Here is an 18,554-nt window from a genome sequence, read left to right on the forward strand (position 1 = left end):
GGGACGAATATGCGGGTAACGCAATCGATGCTAACCAATAATATGTTGAGCAATTTAAGCAGCAGTTATGAAAAGATGTCCAAGCTGCAAGAGCAGGTTTCCTCTCAAAAGAAGTTCTCCAAGCCATCCGATAACCCTGTTGCGGCCATGATGGGAATGGGGTACCGGACAAATCTCAATCAAATAGGGCAGTATCAAAGTAACATTGCCGAGGCGACCAACTGGATCGACAGCACGGATGATGCCATTACGGAAGCGGTTTCCGCCATGCAGCGGATTCGTGAATTAACCGTTCAAGGCAGCAATGGTACGTATGAAGGGGAACAACTGAAAACCATTACAGAAGAAATTAAACAATTAAAAGAGCATCTCATAACTCTTGGCGACACACAGATCGGCGGGAAGTATATTTTCAACGGCCAGGATACGAATGTGAGACCATCTTCCGTTAAAGATGGCAATGGAAATACGGTGTATGGCACAGGGGACATAAAACTTGAAGTGTTTTCCGGGATTTCCCTTAAAATAAATACGGACGGTTCCAAGATTTTTGGTGATGCACTCGCTGCCGGCGGAAGCATCGACCAGACAATCGCGGCACTCGAAAACGGCGGGGACGTAAGCGGCACATTGGAAGGACTTGACGCAACGATAAACACCTTCTTAGGCATGCAGGCACAGGTTGGCGCAAGGCAGAATCGGATTGAGCTGATGACGGACCGCCTCAAGCAGCAGGAGGTTTTTGCCACTGAAATCCTTTCGAAAAATGAGGATGTCGATATCGAAAAGGCGATCATGGATTTGACGACCCAGGAAAGTGTCCATAGTGCGGCATTAAGTATCGGCGCAAAAATCATGCAGCCGAGTTTATTGGATTTTCTTCGTTAAGCTATTCTTAAATGGATAGCTTTTTTCTATAAGGAGTGATGATGATGCAGATTCCACAAATCAGATTGCAATCCACCCCAATGAAGATTGGATTGAATATAGAGCAGCCTGTACAGCAAATCGAACAGAAGGCGGCGGTCCAATCCATTAATCAGCCGCAAGCGACCCTGGAGATTCAAACCACCCCAGGCAAGCTGACAATCGATCAGTCACAAGCAAGGGAAGACATGGATTTGAAAAGCCTATCAAGAAGAGTCGATGAATTTGCGCAGCAGGGATATCAAGATTGGCTGGCGGGTATGGCGAGACGTGCCCAGCAGGGGACGGAGCTGAGGCATATTGAAAAAGGCGGTAATCCACTGGCAGATCAGGCCAGGCAAAACAGCAAAGGACCTGAGAAGCAGTTCAATCTCGGCTGGATCCCCTCTCCATTCAGCGTAAAGCTTGACTACCAGCCAGCGGAAGTGAAGATTGAAGCAACCGCCCAAAAACCGATCATTGATGCTCAAATCAATAGGGTGAACCATACATACACACCAGGCAGTGTGGATGTCGAAATTCTACAAAAAAATGCGCTGGAAATAGACTTCATCAATCTATTTCCGGATGAATAAGGTAGTGAAAACATAGATGATTCTACAAACAAAATTTCATGGCGAACTCGAATTGGCAGAGAAAGAGATTTATGTATTTGAAAGCGGGATACCAGGATTTTTAGAAGAAAAAAAGTTTTGCTTGCTAGCTTTGGATGACACGCCCTTTTTCGTCCTGCAATCGACAGAAACAAAAGAGCTTGCCTTCATTGTGACAGATCCTTTTGAAGCGTTTCATGATTACGAAGTGAAGCTTACTGATGAGGTATTATCTTCTTTACAAATAGAAACGGAACTGGAAGTCATTACTTTCGTCATCTTAACGATCCAGGACCCTTTCAATGAAACGACGGCGAATCTCCAGGCCCCAATCATCATGAATGGCCCAAAAAAAGTCGGAAAGCAATTCATCATGAATGCTAGTGAATACCGTACAAAGCACAGACTGTTTGAACCTCCAGCAGAACAGGGGGGCGAATGATGCTCGTATTGACCAGAAAACCGAATGAAGCGATCATGATTGGCGATGATATCGAAATTACGATCCTGTCCATTGAAGGGGAACAGATCAAACTCGGAATCAATGCCCCGAAAAACGTCGATATCCATAGGAAGGAAATCTACCTTTCCATCCAGCAGGAAAATAGAAAAGCCTCCAAAACAGAAACCAATTTTCTGGAAGGCATAAATGAGTATTTCAAGAAAAAATCGTAAAATACGCTAAATATGTTTCTAAGCAGGTCGATATTAAGTATACAACGATGAGCAGTGAAATAGGCGGCCGACTTATTCACTGCTTATTGTAAACAACCACATGGATGTGGGGACTTAAGACTCAAGGAGGAAACATAAATGATCATCAATCACAATATCTCAGCTCTAAACACGCACCGTCAATTATCAAGTGCGACGAATGCACAATCCAAATCAATGGAGAAACTAGCTTCAGGCATGCGCATCAACCGTGCAGGCGACGACGCTGCCGGTCTTGCAATCTCTGAAAAAATGCGTGGGCAAATCCGCGGATTGGACCAAGCTTCCCGTAACTCACAAGATGCTATCTCTTTAATCCAAACTGCTGAAGGTGCATTGAACGAAACGACTGACATCCTTCAACGTATGCGTGAACTTGCTACACAAGCATCAACGGATACTAATACAACTAGTGACCGTGGAGAAATCCAAAAGGAAATGGATTCATTAACATCTGAAATCAACCGTATTGGTAATACTACTGAATTCAATACTCAGAAACTATTGAATGGTTCTAAGGATTCAGCCACTGCAGCTCAAGCAGCAGTACCAGCTGCTCCTGCTGTTAAAGGTAGCGTTACAGCAACAGGTACATTAAGTACAACTGCAGGCGACACAGTAGTAGTAGATGGAAAAACTTTTACAGTTGCCGCGGCTAATGATGCCGCAGCTGGAAAGTTCACGGATCTTGATGGATTAATTGCTGCCATTGGAGCAGATGCTGAATTAAGCGCTAAGTACACTGCAACTAATGATGGCGGACAACTTAAACTAGAACAAAAGCCTGGAACTGAATCTGCAACTGCAGCAACTATCGCTGGAACTGGCGGTCTATCTGTTGACGGAACTAAAACAGTAGCTGGCTCTGCAGCGGTAGAAGCTAAAGATGCTGTTGAAGCTGGAGCAGGTCTTCAATTCCAAATCGGTGCAAACGAAAACCAAAGCCTGACACTTGAAATCGGTGATATGCGTGCAAGTGCTCTTGGGTTGACTGGTACTGGTACAGGCTTCACAGCTGGTACAAATGTAAGCAATGGTACAGATTCTAAAGGTGTTGAATCCGGCCTGGATGTTTCTAATGCTAAAAACGCATCAGCAGCTATCACAAAAATCCAAACAGCGATTGATACAGTATCAGCTGAACGTTCTAAACTAGGCGCTAACCAAAACCGTTTAGAGCATACTATCAACAACTTAGGTACTTCTTCTGAAAACCTGACAGCTGCTGAATCACGTGTCCGTGATACAGATATGGCTAAGACTATGATGGAGCAAACTAAGAACTCAATCTTGGCGCAAGCATCTCAAGCGATGCTAGCTCAAGCGAACCAGCAACCGCAGGGCGTTCTTCAGTTACTTCGTTAATTGAATAGCTAGCCTAACAAGAAAGGGTCTGACACTTTGTGTTAGGCTCTTTTATTTGTACTGATTGAAGTGTGTAAGGGACACTACGATGCAGAGACAAGAGATTACTGACCCTTAAAAAATAAGGGACCGTTCATTTGTTTATCTGTCACCAACGAATCTTATGGCTACAATCCTAATGATATTATCTCATTGAGTATGACGGTACTACAAAATACATAGCTGAAGATGACAGTAATGTGTATGGTAAAATGACTGGTGAATCCAGCTATCGATCACTAGCCGGATGGGATATATCAACTCCTAGTATGTTCGCAGATTCATTTGAATAAAAATGGAAGTCCTATGATTGAAATCATCAGTCATAACTTTTTCCAAAATATCACCTCAGTTTTAATCCTTCTATTTTAAAAAAAGACTTAGGTAAAAGGAGCAATCTACCGATTAAAACAAAGTTGACTGGAACGGAAGGTGCGAGACTCCTGCGGGAATACGCGTCCAAGGGAGACCCCGCAGGCGCAAAAGCGCCGAGGAGGCTCCCGGGACCGCCCGCGGAAAGCGAGTGCCTGGAGTGGAAGTGAACGGTCACAGTATAAACTCTAAAAAAACGTGTGGTCAATTGGGGTTCCATCTTAGATTTCTGGAGATCTGATTGGAACGCAAGGTACGAGACTCCTGCGGGAGATATGTGTCTAAGGGAGACTCCGCATGGCGCAATGGTGCCGAGGAGGCTCCCGGGATCGCCCACGGAAAGTGAGCGCCCTACGTTCCAATCAACGGTCAACTATTAAAAATCCGAAAAAAACTGTACTGTAGACTCCAGATATTTTTCTGGAGTTTTTTTGTTAGAATCTCTTTTATAGCAATGGATCTTTAATGAATGTCTGCAGGTGCAACCAAAATCTAAGAGTAACTAAATATAAAACCTTAATTACCGATATAAAAAGTAAAGACGTATTGGGGGCTATTTAGATGCTGGAGAGTTTGTCCACGAATATTCTTTCCTCACAACTTAGAACAGCAATCTCGGAAGGAATCAGTTCATATTATCAGCGGGAAATGAATACGCTTGCCTATTCGGAGCAAAGTGTGGAATCTACTGATGTACCTTCAAAAGAAAAGGTGCAGGAAATAGTGGATAGTTTGAACACCTTCCTGAATCCGACACATACGGCGGTTCGTTTTGAATATCACGAGAAGTTGAATGAGTATTACGTCAAGGTAGTGGATGATGTAACAGATGAGACGATCAGGGAAATTCCCCCGAAGAAGTTATTGGACTTCTATGCGGCAATGACGGAGTTTGTCGGCATAATGGTGGATGAAAAAATATAAGCGGGTGATCAATTTTGGTACGAATCAGCGGTTTAGCAAGCGGGATGGACATTGATGAATTAGTTAAGAGCATGATGCAGGCGGAACGGGTGCCATTGGATAAACTGACACAGAAAAAGCAGTATTCCGAGTGGCAGCGGGATGATTACCGTTCGATAAATACAGCTTTATCAGAATTGGATACACTCATTCGTGATGGAGTTGGAAAGCAGTCTTCCTTCATTAAAAAGAAGGTGACGGTATCGAATCCAGATGCTGTATCAGTGAGAAATGTGAATTCGACCAGTGATTTTTCCGGGAATATAAAAGTGAATGGACTTGCCAAAGCAGCAACCATGACAAGTACGGAAAAATCAGCTGTTACCGATCCAAAAAAGAAACTATCGGAATTGGGAATCACGACACCTCAAGATATTACGATATTGGCCATCAATAAGGATGGCGGTTTTGATACGGAAGTAAAAGATGGAGCAACAGTGGAAAAACCGTACACACTTACCCTAAATGCGGACGATACGTTAGAGAGTGTCATAAATAAAATTAATGCTAACTCGGGAGTGACTCTATTTTTCGATGAAACGTCCCAGAAATTTTCCATTACTGCTAAAAACACAGGTGATGTAAAAGATCGGCCTGAAATTGAATTAGGGGGTACCGGAGATTTCTTCAATATGCTAAAAATGAGCAGTAACAATGAAGGGACTGGCGGCACAATAGGGGAAAATGCATCGATTACTTATAATGGCCTGGACATTTCCCGGCCTTCGAATACGTTTCAGATTAATGGAGCGGAAATAACAGTAAAACAAAAAACGGCGGATACAGTCACATTCTCATCAACAGCTGATGTGGATGCCATCCTGGATACGATCACTCAGTTTGTGAATAAATACAATGAAGTCATTAAAAAGGTTCAAGATAAAACGGGTGAAGCGAAATATCGCTCCTTTACCCCGCTTACCGCTGAGCAAAAAAAGGCAATGACAGAGGATGAAGTGAAGCTGTGGGAAGAAAAAGCGAAGAGCGGAACGTTAAAAAGCGATTCGACATTAAAAAGTCTCCTGACGACTATGAGGTCATCCCTATACACTTCGGTGGATGGGATCACTGGAAAAAACAATCTCAGCAGTTTGGGAATCACCACCACCAAAAATTATTTGGAGGGCGGTAAATTAACCATTGATGAGGACAAGCTCCGGGCAGCCATTAGTGAGGATCCGAATGCGATATATGATATGTTCATGGCCAATGGGTCGGAAAAGAGTGACAAAGGCCTCGCGCGCCGGTTAAGGGACGATATAGAATCATCCATGAAGGCGATTACTGAAAAAGCCGGGAAGGCCGGATATGTTAATAACAATTTTACAATCGGGAAATTGGTTGATGGGCTGGATAAGAAGATTTCAACATTTGAAGCCAAGTTAACGAAATTGGAATCGCGTTACTACAGCCAATTCACGGCGATGGAAAAAGCGATACAAAAGGCAAACAGCCAAAGTGCATCGTTAGCTTCTTATTTTAGTTAAGGTAAGTCGGAAAGGAAGTTAAATATGGCGGTAAATAATCCATATCAATCGTACCAGCAAAATTCAGTCAATACAGCATCACCGGGAGAGCTTACATTAATGCTTTATAATGGCTGCCTAAAGTTCATCATGCTTGGGAAGAAAGCCATTGAGGCAGGAAATATTGAAGCGAAGAATACGAACATCATCAAGGCGCAAAATATAATCCGCGAATTGATGGTGACGCTGAATATGGATGCGGATGTATCCAAAGATATGATGAGCCTGTATGATTTCATGAACCGGCGTCTGATCGAAGCGAATATGAAAAATGATGTTTCTGCTTTGGAAGAAGTGGAAGGACTTGTTACGGAGTTCCGGAATACTTGGAAGGAAGTAATTCAGATCAACCGGAAAAAACAGTTCACCCAAAGCGGTCAAGTGTGATGGTGATTAGAACCTTTCATGATTTGACTGCTGAATTGCTTGCCGTTCTGGAAGATCGCACGATTACAGAACGTGATGATAAAATAGAAAGGGTCACACAGCTGATTGATCAGCGAGATGGACTTCTTCCTCAAATCAAACCGCCGTTTACTGGTGAAGAGCAGCAGCTGGGACGTGCAGTACTGTTGCTCAACCAACAGGTCGATCACTTGCTGAAGCTCCAAAAGCAGGAGATACAGCGGGATATCCAGGAAATAAATAAGAAGAAACGATCATCCAATAAATACACGAACCCGTATGAAAGTCTATCAGTGGATGGCATGTTCTATGATAAAAGAAATTGATTCCCTTACCATTTGGATTTCAAACGGTTTTCATGTTAATTATTTTTAAATTTTCTGTAAATAAAGTGGGCTTAATTTTTTCTTTCTAGCATAGCATTTGATATAATGAAGCTAGGGCAGACATCAACCCTTTCCAAACCTTCCGACAATTGTTTCATTATTTCGACATATTTCATGATGTGTTTCTAAAAGGAACCGGAGGGGTATTGTAGAATCTAACTGTATAGTCTTAATTTAAGGAGGACTCACTTTATGAATTACAACGTACGCGGTGAAAACATTGAGGTAACTCCAGCAATTCGAGAATACGTCGAAAAGAAAATTGGCAAGTTAGAACGATATTTTAACAATACACCAGATGCAAATGTGTTAGTCAATTTAAAAGTGAACAATAATACATCAAAGGTCGAAGTGACGATTCCCATGCAGAATTTGGTTCTTCGCGCTGAAGAGGAAAATGCGGATATGTATGCTGCCATTGACTTGATCAATGATAAGCTTGAACGCCAAATTCGTAAACATAAAACGAAGGTCAATCGCAAGTTCCGAAACAATCTATCGACTACACCGGATGCATTCGCCTTCAATACGGAAGTTGACGAAGTGGTGGATGAATTCGAAGACGATAATGATATTGAAGTGGTCCGCAATAAGCGCTTTGATTTAAAGCCAATGGACAGTGAAGAAGCGATTTTACAAATGAATATGCTTGGTCACAGTTTCTTCGTTTACACGAATGCGGATACTAATACAACAAACGTAGTATACCGCCGAAAAGATGGACGCTATGGATTGATTGAACCTAGTTAATTATTATTCTAAGATCAAAAGCACAGCCCAGCCTCTGGGTTGTGCTTTTTAAATGCATGTTGATAGAATCCGTTTGAAAAGTAAAAAAATGATTGCTTCTTTTTTCTCTGAAAAACCCAAAAGTTCATTTAAAAGAACAAAATTTGTTCATTATTAAGATAAATAGTTAATTTTACCTATTCAAATACCCCTTTCTTTTGCACTATACTCGAATTGTTAGTTCTTTAAAGAGAACGACTGGTTATTTATAAAAAACAATTTGATCAAGGTGCAGAGGGGTTGGATTATTTGTATCGAAAGAATTGCCATACATGCCATAGGGCTTCTTTTAGCAGTGCGGAATATGGAAAGTGGCTTTGCCCGACCTGCGGTGGGGACTTAACTGCGCAAAAAGCCCTCGATGCATTTACAATTGAGAGAATCAATACACCACAACGAAGTATTAAGATGAGCAATATTTGCTATTATATGAAAAAAAGAGATTGAATGCTACAAAATCACCTGGAATTAGAATTTTCCCAATATTGTAATATTTTGTCGGATGAAAGTTTTTGCATTTATGTGGATTACCGACATAAAATAGCAATATATGGAGTGTCTATCCGTTATAATATGAATATAGGTAATGTATTTGGTAATAAATACCACGATAAAGGCAAACTCATTGAAAAATGAGGGCGCAAAGGCACAGGTCTAAGGTTCTGGTGACTATGATGGCTGGTCTGCCTGAAATACAAGAGTATTTTAGGAGGTAGAAGAGGTGGCTAATGTGGAAATAGATCAAGAATGGGTGAAATTGATTTCTGAAGCAAGGAGCTTGGGTTTCAAAAAAGAGGAAATCAGTGCTTTTTTTAAAAGGGAAAGCCTTGAGGCAACATTTGAGGAGAACGATGGAAAATAGGTTCCGAACAAATTTGAGAACATCCCTATAAACAGTGGTTCGCTTCATTTACTGTTTATAGGGTTCATTCTTCCTTGAGATTCTTGTGAGCCTAGCTTATTCAAACTGTATTCTTCAGGATTATGTAGGTAAACTAGTGCACTGCCACTCTACTCTTCTTTATCTTTTCTCCATTTATTAAACTCGATGAACTCCCTGAATTGTTGTTTAGAAACACCCGAATTCATGGCTTCCTCAACGATTTTCATCCAGTCATTGTCCAAGGTTTCCTTATTTGGTGCATCGTAAAGCAGGGCATCAACAGGGATATTAAGTACGGCGGAGATTTTTTCAAGAAATTGAATAGAAGGATTCGTTTGTAAGTTCCGCTCGAGCGAACTTAAATAAGACTTTGCCACACCGGCTTTATCGGCAAGTTCAGTCATTGACATTTTCTTTTCTTCTCGCAGTTTTTTTACACGTTCACCAATCATCAATACCACCTCGAAACATGTTCTATTTATCTTCCGCTAATAAGTTTCGGCAAGCCCACCTTATCATTCAAAACATGACGCCTGTAAGGTTGGATTACCTTGACATGCTATCTCTAGAGAGGACACAGCATCTAGTGATGGAAGGTTATGGATAATTCCCATTTGCATATGGAGATAGTGGGGAGTTTGCAACATAAGTTTTATACTTCCTCCTATTTTAACAGTTTTCCTCCTCATTTATCCATTGTTTTTCGCAAGAATTGAATTCCGGTCTATACCAGGGAAGTGACATGAAGTTGTACCTCTATGATAGAAGTGGTAAAATTAAGCGTGCATTAGTAATAATAGAAGGTGTGTTCCTTCTTACTTATATGAATTTTGTCATTGAACGATCATTACCATAATAGAGGAGCGTTATTGAATGCTTAATATATTAAATAAAGTTTTTGATCCGAATAAGCGAGAAATCAAACGTTTAGAAAAAATCGCCGATCAGGTCGAAGCGCTGGCTGATGAGACTGCTGCGCTATCGGATGAACAGTTGCGTGCCAAAACGGATGAGTTTAAAGAGCGTTATCAAAATGGGGAAACCGTTGATGATTTGCTTGTCGAGGCTTTTGCGGTTGCGCGTGAAGGGGCAAAGCGTGCTCTGGGCTTATATCCTTACCGTGTTCAAATCATGGGTGGGGCATCCCTTCATGATGGAAATATCTCCGAGATGAAAACAGGGGAAGGTAAAACCTTAACATCCACAATGCCGGTTTATTTAAATGCGATTACCGGTAAAGGTGTACATGTCGTTACTGTCAATGAATACTTGGCACACCGTGATGCCACCGAGATGGGTGTATTGTATGATTTCCTCGGTTTGACCGTGGGATTGAATTTGAACAGTCATTCTAAAGAAGAAAAGCAGGCGGCGTACAATGCCGACATTACGTACAGTACGAATAATGAGTTAGGTTTTGATTATCTTCGTGACAATATGGTGTTATATAAAGAACAAATGGTACAGCGTCCGCTGCACTTCGCGGTCATCGATGAGGTCGATTCGATTTTGATTGATGAGGCGAGAACGCCATTGATCATCTCCGGTTCGGCACAAAAATCGGCTCAGCTTTACATCCAGGCCAATGCGTTTGTGAAAACCTTAAAAAAAGAAACGGACTACACATATGATGAAAAGACAAAAGGTGTTCAGCTGACGGAAGATGGGATGAATCGAGCTGAAAGAGCGTTTAATATCGATAATTTATTCGATATTAGTCACGTTACTTTGAATCATCATATCAATCAGGCGTTAAAGGCTCATGTTTCCATGCATTTGGATGTGGATTATGTTGTCCAGGAAGGCGAGATAGTCATCGTTGACCAATTCACTGGCCGTTTGATGAAAGGCCGCCGTTACAGTGAAGGTCTCCACCAGGCGATCGAAGCGAAAGAAGGACTTGAAATCCAAAATGAAAGCATGACTCTTGCGACGATTACATTCCAGAACTATTTCAGGATGTATGAAAAACTTTCAGGTATGACCGGTACAGCCAAAACGGAAGAAGAGGAATTCCGCAATATTTATAATATGAATGTCATTGCAATCCCGACAAACAGGAATATCATTAGGGATGACAGGGCAGATCTTATATACGCGACAACTGATGGGAAATTCAAGGCTGTTGTGGAAGACATCGCCGAACGTTATACAAAGGGTCAGCCTGTGCTTGTCGGTACGGTTGCCATCGAAACATCTGAAGTCATATCTGCCTATTTATCCAAAAAAGGAATCCCTCATGATGTTTTGAATGCCAAGAACCATGAGCGTGAAGCGGAAATCATTGCGAATGCAGGTAATCAAGGCTCAGTTACGATCGCTACGAACATGGCAGGACGCGGTACGGACATCAAGCTTGGTGAAGGTGTCAAGGAGCTTGGGGGCCTTGCTGTAATCGGCACGGAACGTCATGAAAGCAGGCGTATAGATAACCAGCTGCGTGGTCGGTCCGGCCGTCAGGGAGATCCAGGGGTCACTCAATTCTATTTATCAATGGAAGATGAATTGATGCGCCGCTTCGGTTCGGATAACATGAAAAACATGATGGCGCGCCTTGGTATGGATGATTCCCAGCCAATTCAAAGTAAAATGGTGACGAGGGCCGTTGAATCCGCACAGAAACGGGTCGAAGGCAATAACTTCGATTCACGTAAGCAATTACTGCAGTATGATGATGTTCTCCGTCAACAACGGGAAATTATCTATAAACAGCGTTTCGATGTCATGGAAAGTGAAAACTTACGTGAAATCGTCGAAACGATGATTACGGCATCCATCCAGCGAAATGTAGTCGCGTTTGCACCAATGGGCGATGAGGAAGGCTGGAATTTACAAGGCCTTGTCGATTACCTGAATGGTAACCTATTCAATGAAGGTTCAATCACTGTAGCTGATTTGGACGGGAAAAACGAATCGGAATTGGTTGAGTTCATTTTAGCAAAAGTGAAAGAAAGCTATGACCAAAAAGAAGAAGAACTATCTGAAGAACAAATGCGAGAATTCGAAAAAGTAATCGTTCTTCGTGCAGTCGATAGTAAGTGGATGGACCATATTGATGCAATGGAGCAATTGCGTCAAGGGATCCACCTTCGTGCATATGGCCAGATCGATCCGCTTCGTGAATATCAATCTGAAGGTTTCGCAATGTTTGAAGCCATGATTGCTTCAATGGAAGATGAAGTCGCCAAATACATCATGAAGGCTGAAATTCGTAACAATTTGGAACGTAAGGAAGTCATAAAAGGACAAGCGGTCAATCCGAAGGAAGAAGACGGGGGAAAAGTGAAAAAAGCCCCTGCCCGTAAAAAGGAAAACGTTGGCAGAAACGCGTTATGCCCATGCGGAAGCGGTAAAAAATATAAGAATTGCCATGGCAGTTTAGGCTAAAGTTAGGTGTATAATGAATATGGGACGGTTAAGTCTAAGGCTTGCCGCCTCTTTTCATGTTTAGTTTGCATATAGTTTGAAGAGGTTTATTTGTAATGAAGGGAATCCCTCTTCAGGGATTTTTTTTAACATACTTAATGAGGTGAAGAGAAATGGAATTAGCAGAAATAAGAAATGAACTTGAACGGACAGCGCAACGATTAACGGACTTTAGGGGGTCTCTTTGACTTAGATGAAAAAGAGGCACGAATCGCACAGCTTGAAAATGAGATGACACATCCCGATTTTTGGAATGATCAACAAAAAGCACAAACTGTCATCAATGAAACGAATGCTTTGAAAGAACAAGTCAATCGATTGTCCGAACTGAATGAATCATATGAAAATCTGGATTTGACATATGAATTAGTGAAAGAGGAGAATGATCAAGAGCTTTTGGCTGAGCTGGAAGAAGAAATCACGGTTCTTGCACAAAAGATGAATGACTTTGAACTTCAACTTTTACTAAGTGAAGAATATGACTCGAAAAATGCCATTCTTGAATTGCATCCTGGTGCAGGCGGAACTGAGTCCCAGGATTGGGGTTCCATGCTGTTGCGCATGTATACAAGATGGGGTGAAAAAAGAGGCTTTAAAGTGGAAACCCTTGATTACCTTCCAGGTGATGAAGCTGGAATCAAGAGTGTCACTTTAATCATCAAAGGCCATAACGCCTATGGTTATTTAAAAGCGGAAAAAGGGGTACACCGTCTTGTCCGTATTTCTCCTTTCGATTCCTCAGGGAGACGCCACACTTCATTCGTTTCATGTGAAGTCATGCCGGAATTCGATGAGACCATCAATATAGAAGTACGTACGGAAGATTTGAAAATCGATACGTACCGGGCAAGTGGTGCAGGTGGTCAGCATATCAATACAACGGACTCGGCGGTCCGGATCACCCATATACCTACGAACACCGTGGTAACGTGCCAAAACGAGAGATCTCAAATCAAAAACAAGGCCCAGGCCATGAATATGCTGAAAGCCAAATTATATCAACGTGAAATTGAACAGCAACAAGCGGAATTGGATGAAATCCGCGGGGAGCAAAAGGAAATTGGCTGGGGAAGCCAAATTCGTTCTTATGTTTTCCATCCGTATTCCATGGTTAAAGATCACCGTACTGGTGCGGAGACCGGAAACTTGGGAGCTGTCATGGATGGGGATATCGATATGTTCATTGATGCGTACTTGCGTTCAAAACTATAAGCTCAGCCAGTCGGACCGTTTTTCCCGGTCCGGCTTTTTTTATGATTTCCTTTTTAACGAATCTTGGCTGACATTTACAGGATTGAAAAGGGATGCTCTACCTCGTTCGGCCAATACTAGATAATAATGATGGTTCGAGGAGACTTATGCAAAATGAAAAGAAGATACCGGGAGCAGAGGCACCCTTTCATTCAAAAGTTAACGGAGTATGGACTGGTGATTGTCGGTTCGTCCATAATTGCCATTGGTTTTAATGTATTTTTACTGCCTAACCAGGTCGCATCCGGAGGGGTCAGCGGGATTAGCACGATTCTCGATTCAACTCTCGGTTGGGAGCCGGCTTACGTTCTTTGGGGTTTTAATATCCCTTTGTTCATTGCGGGGCTTATTATCCTCGGAAGGCATTTCGGAGCCAAAAGCCTGATTGGAACCTTGTTTCTACCTTTAGTGGTATTTCTGACAAAGGATTGGGATGCATGGACGAATGATGCATTGCTTGGTTCCATTTGCGGGGGTATGATGGTCGGGCTTGGGCTGGGGATCGTCTTTCGCGGCAAGGGTTCCACGGGGGGGACCGATTTGGCGGCACAGATTTTCCATAAGTATACCCATCTGTCATTGGGGACCTGTGTGGCTATCATTGATGGAATCATCGTTCTAAGTGCTGCCATCGTTTTTGATATTGAAAAAGGGCTTTATGCATTGATTGGATTGTATGTGACAAGCAAGACGATCGACCTCGTCCAGATTGGATTGAACCGTTCGAAGATGTCACTAATCATCACGAATAAAGAAATGGAAGTAAGGGATGCTATCATACATGAGCTGGACCGGGGTGTAACAGGCATATCCGGGTATGGCGGCTATACGGATGATACTCGTCCAATTTTGATGTGCGTAATAGACCAGTCGGAATTCACCAAATTGAAACAATTGGTGAAACTCGTTGACCCTAAGGCGTTTGTAATTGTAATGGACGCATCGGAGGTACTTGGGGAGGGTTTTAAACTGGATTGAAATTGGTATAATGTTCTTGTGCTGGTATAAATCAGAGGGGGTAAATTCAATGAAAATAAAGTGGTTAGCCTTAGTTTTGGGTACTTCTTTGGCCTTGGCTGCATGCGGTGGGAACGATGATGCTGCAGATAAAGAGCCTGCAAGTGAAAATAATGAAACGACTACGGCAGGTGCCGGTGATGCCGCAAAAATTTATGAAAACAAATGTTCAAGCTGCCATGCAGTGAATCTTGAAGGCGGCGTGGGACCGAACTTAACAAAGGTCGGATCTAAGCTTTCAAAAGAAGACATTGAACAAGTCATTGCGAATGGTCAAGGTGGAATGCCGAAAGAAATAATCAAGGGCAAGGAAGCGAGCATGGTCGCTGAATGGCTTGCTGGACATAAATAATGATTAATGAAACGTCCTGCTTAGCGGGACGTTTCATTTGGCCTCCTTTAAACCCTCGAAACAACTCACGGTTACTCCCTTTATCAAGCAATCAAATCCTGGAATTATTACATAGATGTTGATATATGTCTAACTGAAATGAAACTGTAATATTTTTTATGCTTAATTTGACAAAATATGATGTTATAATGTTTCTGTGCTCAAGTAAGAGAGATTCCTGTCAGATTTCAGTGAAAATTGTCGAAAAGCTGTAGATACATAGTTATAATCCAAGCAAATTAGGTGGTTTTAGAATGATAGAAATGATAGATGTGAAAAAGACATACCCAAATGGCGTAATTGCCATTAATGGAATCAATGTGAAAATAAAGCCAGGCGAGTTCGTTTATGTAGTGGGTCCGAGCGGTGCCGGAAAATCGACCTTCATCAAAATGATGTATAGGGAAGAAAAGCCTACAAGCGGTAATATCTTGGTCAATGGTCTTAGCCTGCCAAGTATCCGCAATTCGAAAGTTCCTCTATTCCGCCGTAATATCGGTATGGTATTCCAAGATTTTAAACTCCTTCAAACATTCACTGCATATGAAAATGTTGCTTTTGCCATGGAAGTTATTGAAAAGGAACCAGAAGAAATCAAAAAGAGAGTCATGGAAGTCCTTGATCTGGTTGGCATTAAACATAAAGCGAGAATGCTGCCTTCCGAGTTATCTGGTGGGGAACAGCAAAGGGTTGCAATAGCCCGTTCGATCGTCAATGATCCCAAGGTAGTCATAGCCGACGAGCCTACAGGTAATCTTGATCCCGAAACATCATGGGAAATCATGAACATATTTGAAGAAATTAATAAACGCGGAACTACACTTGTCATGGCCACACATAATAGGGACATCGTCAACAATATTAAACGACGTGTCATTGCCATTGAAAGTGGAAAAATAGTTCGCGATGAACATCGAGGTGATTACGGATATGAAATTTAGAACATTGCTCCGTCACTTCCGTGAAAGTTTTAAAAATATTGGCCGTAATGGTTGGATGACGTTTGCTTCAGTCAGTGCAGTAACGGTCACTCTAACTTTGGTTGGCGTCTTTTTAGTGCTCATGATGAATTTAAATCATATCGCGGGAAATGTGGAGAAAGATGTCGAAGTTCGTGCACATATTGATAATGCGGCGAATGATGACGATATAAAAGCTATAGGTAAGCAAATTACGGAGATAAACGGCATTGAATCAGTGATTTTCTCTCCAAAAGATGAAGAGCTTACTAATTTAATAGATGATTTAGGAGATAATGGTGAGGCTTTTAAACCATTTGAACAGGATAACCCATTAAGGGACGTTTATGTTATCAAAACGAAATCTCCGCAAGATGTCATCAAGGTGGCAAAAAAAATCGAAGGTATGGAATATATCCAAAGTGTTAAATATGGACAAGGCTACGTCGAGAAACTATTCAGCTTTGTTAATATTGCTAGAAACATAGGGATCGTTCTTATTGTAGGCTTACTATTTACTGCAATGTTCCTGATTTCGAATACGATTAAAATTACCATTGTAGCAAGAAGAAAAGAAATTGAGATCATGAGATTGGTAGGAGCAACGAATACATTCATCCGTTGGCCATTCTTCTTGGAAGGACTTTGGTTGGGAGTCCTCGGTTCCATCATTCCGATAGGTCTGATTGCAATACTCTACTATAATCTTTATAAATATGCAGCACCGCAGATTACGTTCAAATTCATAGATTTCTTGCCTGCAAATCCGTTCATTTATCAAGTTTCGGCCATCCTCATCATAATTGGTGCCGTTATCGGGATATGGGGCAGCTTGATGTCCGTCAGGAAGTTCTTGAAAGTATAAAAGTGTATCTTTAATAAAAGCCAAAAGAAACCAGACATAAATAGAGAGACGTTACAAGGCACGGATGTAACGGGTTGAAAGGGGAAATGAAACGTGAAAAAAAATATCATTGCCATGAATGCCTCCATCATGATCGGGTTGGGAAGCATTCTAGCGGCACCTTCGGTTTATGCTGAGTCGATTTCGGATTTAGAAAAACAGAAAGAATCCATCCAGGAAAAACGTTCAGGAGTTGAATCGAATATTTCCGAAACGGAAAAGAAAATCGATAACCTGCAGGACAAGCAAATGACAGCAGAAGACCAAATCGCTGCCATTGAAGCGAAAATCGCAGAGTCCGCAAAAAAAATCGATGCTAAAAATGCTGAAATTACACAAACGAAAAAAGAAATCGAGGCATTGAAAGAAGAGATTAAAGTATTAAAAGAGCGGATCGCCAAACGTAATGAAGTATTGAAGGAAAGGGCACTTTCTTTCCAGGAGACTGGCGGGGACGTGAACTACCTTGAAGTATTATTCGGATCATCCAGTTTTGGGGATTTAGTTGACCGTGTCGGAGCTGTAGCGACAATCGCTGAAGCCGACCGAGATATTTTAAAGCAGCATGAGCTAGATAAAAAGGATTTGGAAGAAAAGCAAAAAGCCGTTGAAACGAAGCTTGCCAGTTTAGAAGTGGCAAAAGCTGAACTATTGGAAATTCAAAAGCAACAAAAACAGCAGAAGCAAGAAAAGGATGCATTGGTTAAGAAATTAAAGCAACAAACTGAAAAGCATGAACATGAGAAGATGGGTCTAGAGGAAGAAAAAGCGAATCTTGCTGCTCAAGAAAAAGCTATCAAATCAGCCATCAGCTTAGAACATCAACGTCTTGCAGAATTGGAAGCGGCTCGTAAAAAAGCGGCAGCCGAAGCGAAAAAACGTGCAGAGCAAGAAGCGGCACAAGCGGCTGCACAAGCAGCATCACAAGCATCCGAATCAAAAAAACAATCCACTTCTTCAGGATATAGTGCAAAAAGCAACAGTTCATCATCATCTTCACCCGCTTCGTCTAATGTAAGTCAAGCGCCAGCTGTATCATCGGGTACTTTCACTAGACCTAGTGCAGGATATGTATCTTCAACAATGGGTGAACGTTGGAATAAACAGCATGCCGGCATCGATATCGCTGCTAGCGGAACGGTTCCAATTGTAGCTGCAGCCGACGGAGTCGTAAGCCGTTCTTACTTCTCAAGTTCATACGGTAACGTTATCTTCGTTACCCATTCGATCGGCGGTCAGCAATGGACTACTGTGTATGCACACTTAAGTTCTAGACAAGCAAGCGAAGGTGCGGTAGTTGCCAAAGGTCAACAAATCGGCATCATGGGTAACACAGGACATTCATACGGTCAGCATTTACACTTTGAGCTACATAAAGGCCCATGGAATTATAGCAAGTCAAATGCCGTTAATCCATTAAACTATATACCTAATTAATACCCAATATATCAAATGAAAAACAGATCAGGATAAATTCTGAACTGCACCCCAATTGTTAGACACCATCTAACAATTGGAGGTGCTATTTTTTATGACAAAATATTCATTTGAGTTGAAATTAAAAGCTGTCCTTGCTTATTTAGAAGGAGTTGACTCATTTAGAACTGTAGCGAATCAATTTAATACCAGTTTGACTCCTTTAAA

General features: G+C 41.8%; 19 protein-coding genes and 1 riboswitch. Of the genes, 18 read left to right on the forward strand and 1 reads right to left on the reverse strand.

Annotated elements, in window-relative coordinates; all coding sequences use genetic code 11:
• Window positions 1-9 precede the first annotated feature (9 nt).
• The 11 genes from flgL (at window position 10) to ACIQ0C_RS15740 (ending at window position 8,941) form a co-directional block, all read left to right on the forward strand.
• On the forward strand, window positions 10-888 hold the full coding sequence (gene flgL / locus ACIQ0C_RS15690) for a flagellar hook-associated protein FlgL (protein WP_403061517.1): 879 nt from the start codon (window positions 10-12) through the stop codon (window positions 886-888).
• Between the two features lie 44 nt (window positions 889-932).
• A complete protein-coding gene (locus tag ACIQ0C_RS15695) occupies window positions 933-1,502 on the forward strand; it encodes a DUF6470 family protein (RefSeq protein ID WP_403061520.1) in 570 nt (189 codons plus the stop codon).
• Window positions 1,503-1,518: 16 nt separating this feature from the next.
• On the forward strand, window positions 1,519-1,962 hold the full coding sequence (gene fliW, locus ACIQ0C_RS15700) for a flagellar assembly protein FliW (RefSeq protein ID WP_403061523.1): 444 nt from the start codon (window positions 1,519-1,521) through the stop codon (window positions 1,960-1,962).
• The gene (gene csrA / locus ACIQ0C_RS15705) at window positions 1,962-2,195 is read left to right on the forward strand and encodes a carbon storage regulator CsrA (protein WP_402836347.1); all 234 of its coding nucleotides are present in this window, start codon (window positions 1,962-1,964) and stop codon (window positions 2,193-2,195) included. Before fliW ends, csrA begins: the two co-directional genes overlap by 1 nt.
• A gap of 138 nt (window positions 2,196-2,333) precedes the next feature.
• The gene (locus tag ACIQ0C_RS15710; RefSeq protein ID WP_403061526.1) at window positions 2,334-3,599 is read left to right on the forward strand and encodes a flagellin N-terminal helical domain-containing protein; all 1,266 of its coding nucleotides are present in this window, start codon (window positions 2,334-2,336) and stop codon (window positions 3,597-3,599) included.
• Between the two features lie 972 nt (window positions 3,600-4,571).
• Window positions 4,572-4,934 carry a flagellar protein FlaG gene (gene flaG / locus ACIQ0C_RS15715; RefSeq protein ID WP_403061529.1) on the forward strand — a complete coding sequence of 121 codons (363 nt, stop codon included), beginning with the start codon at window positions 4,572-4,574 and terminating at the stop codon, window positions 4,932-4,934.
• Between the two features lie 14 nt (window positions 4,935-4,948).
• Entirely contained in the window at window positions 4,949-6,460 is a 1,512-nt protein-coding gene (locus ACIQ0C_RS15720) for a flagellar hook-associated protein 2 (RefSeq protein WP_403061532.1), read from the forward strand.
• Between the two features lie 24 nt (window positions 6,461-6,484).
• Window positions 6,485-6,886: a flagellar export chaperone FliS gene (fliS, locus tag ACIQ0C_RS15725; RefSeq protein ID WP_402835859.1), complete on the forward strand. Its 402-nt coding sequence runs from the start codon at window positions 6,485-6,487 to the stop codon at window positions 6,884-6,886.
• Entirely contained in the window at window positions 6,886-7,230 is a 345-nt protein-coding gene (gene fliT, locus ACIQ0C_RS15730) for a flagellar protein FliT (protein WP_403061535.1), read from the forward strand. Before fliS ends, fliT begins: the two co-directional genes overlap by 1 nt.
• A gap of 252 nt (window positions 7,231-7,482) precedes the next feature.
• Entirely contained in the window at window positions 7,483-8,040 is a 558-nt protein-coding gene (gene hpf, locus ACIQ0C_RS15735) for a ribosome hibernation-promoting factor, HPF/YfiA family (RefSeq protein WP_063233921.1), read from the forward strand.
• 644 nt (window positions 8,041-8,684) lie between these two features.
• Window positions 8,685-8,770: riboswitch (cyclic di-GMP riboswitch) on the forward strand.
• 30 nt (window positions 8,771-8,800) lie between these two features.
• A complete protein-coding gene (locus ACIQ0C_RS15740; protein ID WP_403061539.1) occupies window positions 8,801-8,941 on the forward strand; it encodes an anti-repressor SinI family protein in 141 nt (46 codons plus the stop codon).
• Between the two features lie 149 nt (window positions 8,942-9,090).
• Here the strand turns inward: ACIQ0C_RS15740 and ACIQ0C_RS15745 are convergent, their stop codons facing one another.
• Window positions 9,091-9,414 carry a helix-turn-helix domain-containing protein gene (locus ACIQ0C_RS15745; RefSeq protein WP_061141195.1) on the reverse strand — a complete coding sequence of 108 codons (324 nt, stop codon included), beginning with the start codon at window positions 9,412-9,414 and terminating at the stop codon, window positions 9,091-9,093.
• Window positions 9,415-9,835: 421 nt separating this feature from the next.
• Between ACIQ0C_RS15745 and secA the strand changes: the two genes are divergently transcribed.
• The 7 genes from secA (at window position 9,836) to ACIQ0C_RS15780 (ending at window position 18,347) form a co-directional block, all read left to right on the forward strand.
• Complete coding sequence (secA, locus tag ACIQ0C_RS15750) at window positions 9,836-12,349, forward strand: preprotein translocase subunit SecA (protein WP_403061542.1); 2,514 nt, start codon at window positions 9,836-9,838, stop codon at window positions 12,347-12,349.
• A gap of 152 nt (window positions 12,350-12,501) precedes the next feature.
• A protein-coding gene (prfB, locus tag ACIQ0C_RS15755) for a peptide chain release factor 2 (protein ID WP_402835870.1) occupies window positions 12,502-13,600 on the forward strand; the annotation gives its coding sequence in 2 pieces (ribosomal slippage) (window positions 12,502-12,564 and window positions 12,566-13,600; 1,098 coding nt in all).
• A 153-nt stretch (window positions 13,601-13,753) separates the two neighbouring features.
• Window positions 13,754-14,617 (forward strand): YitT family protein, encoded by an 864-nt coding sequence (locus tag ACIQ0C_RS15760; RefSeq protein WP_402835872.1) that lies wholly within the window; start codon window positions 13,754-13,756, stop codon window positions 14,615-14,617.
• A gap of 49 nt (window positions 14,618-14,666) precedes the next feature.
• Complete coding sequence (gene cccB, locus ACIQ0C_RS15765; RefSeq protein ID WP_403061545.1) at window positions 14,667-15,008, forward strand: cytochrome c551; 342 nt, start codon at window positions 14,667-14,669, stop codon at window positions 15,006-15,008.
• Window positions 15,009-15,301: 293 nt separating this feature from the next.
• A complete protein-coding gene (ftsE, locus tag ACIQ0C_RS15770; RefSeq protein ID WP_061141190.1) occupies window positions 15,302-15,988 on the forward strand; it encodes a cell division ATP-binding protein FtsE in 687 nt (228 codons plus the stop codon).
• Entirely contained in the window at window positions 15,978-16,871 is an 894-nt protein-coding gene (ftsX, locus tag ACIQ0C_RS15775; protein WP_402835876.1) for a permease-like cell division protein FtsX, read from the forward strand. The genes ftsE and ftsX overlap by 11 nt, the downstream gene beginning before the upstream one ends.
• A 93-nt stretch (window positions 16,872-16,964) precedes the next feature.
• The gene (locus tag ACIQ0C_RS15780) at window positions 16,965-18,347 is read left to right on the forward strand and encodes a murein hydrolase activator EnvC family protein (RefSeq protein WP_403061548.1); all 1,383 of its coding nucleotides are present in this window, start codon (window positions 16,965-16,967) and stop codon (window positions 18,345-18,347) included.
• Window positions 18,348-18,554: the final 207 nt, after the last annotated feature.

Source organism: Peribacillus sp. NPDC096448, from assembly GCF_044762675.1.
GTDB lineage: Bacteria > Bacillota > Bacilli > Bacillales > DSM-1321 > Peribacillus > Peribacillus frigoritolerans_B.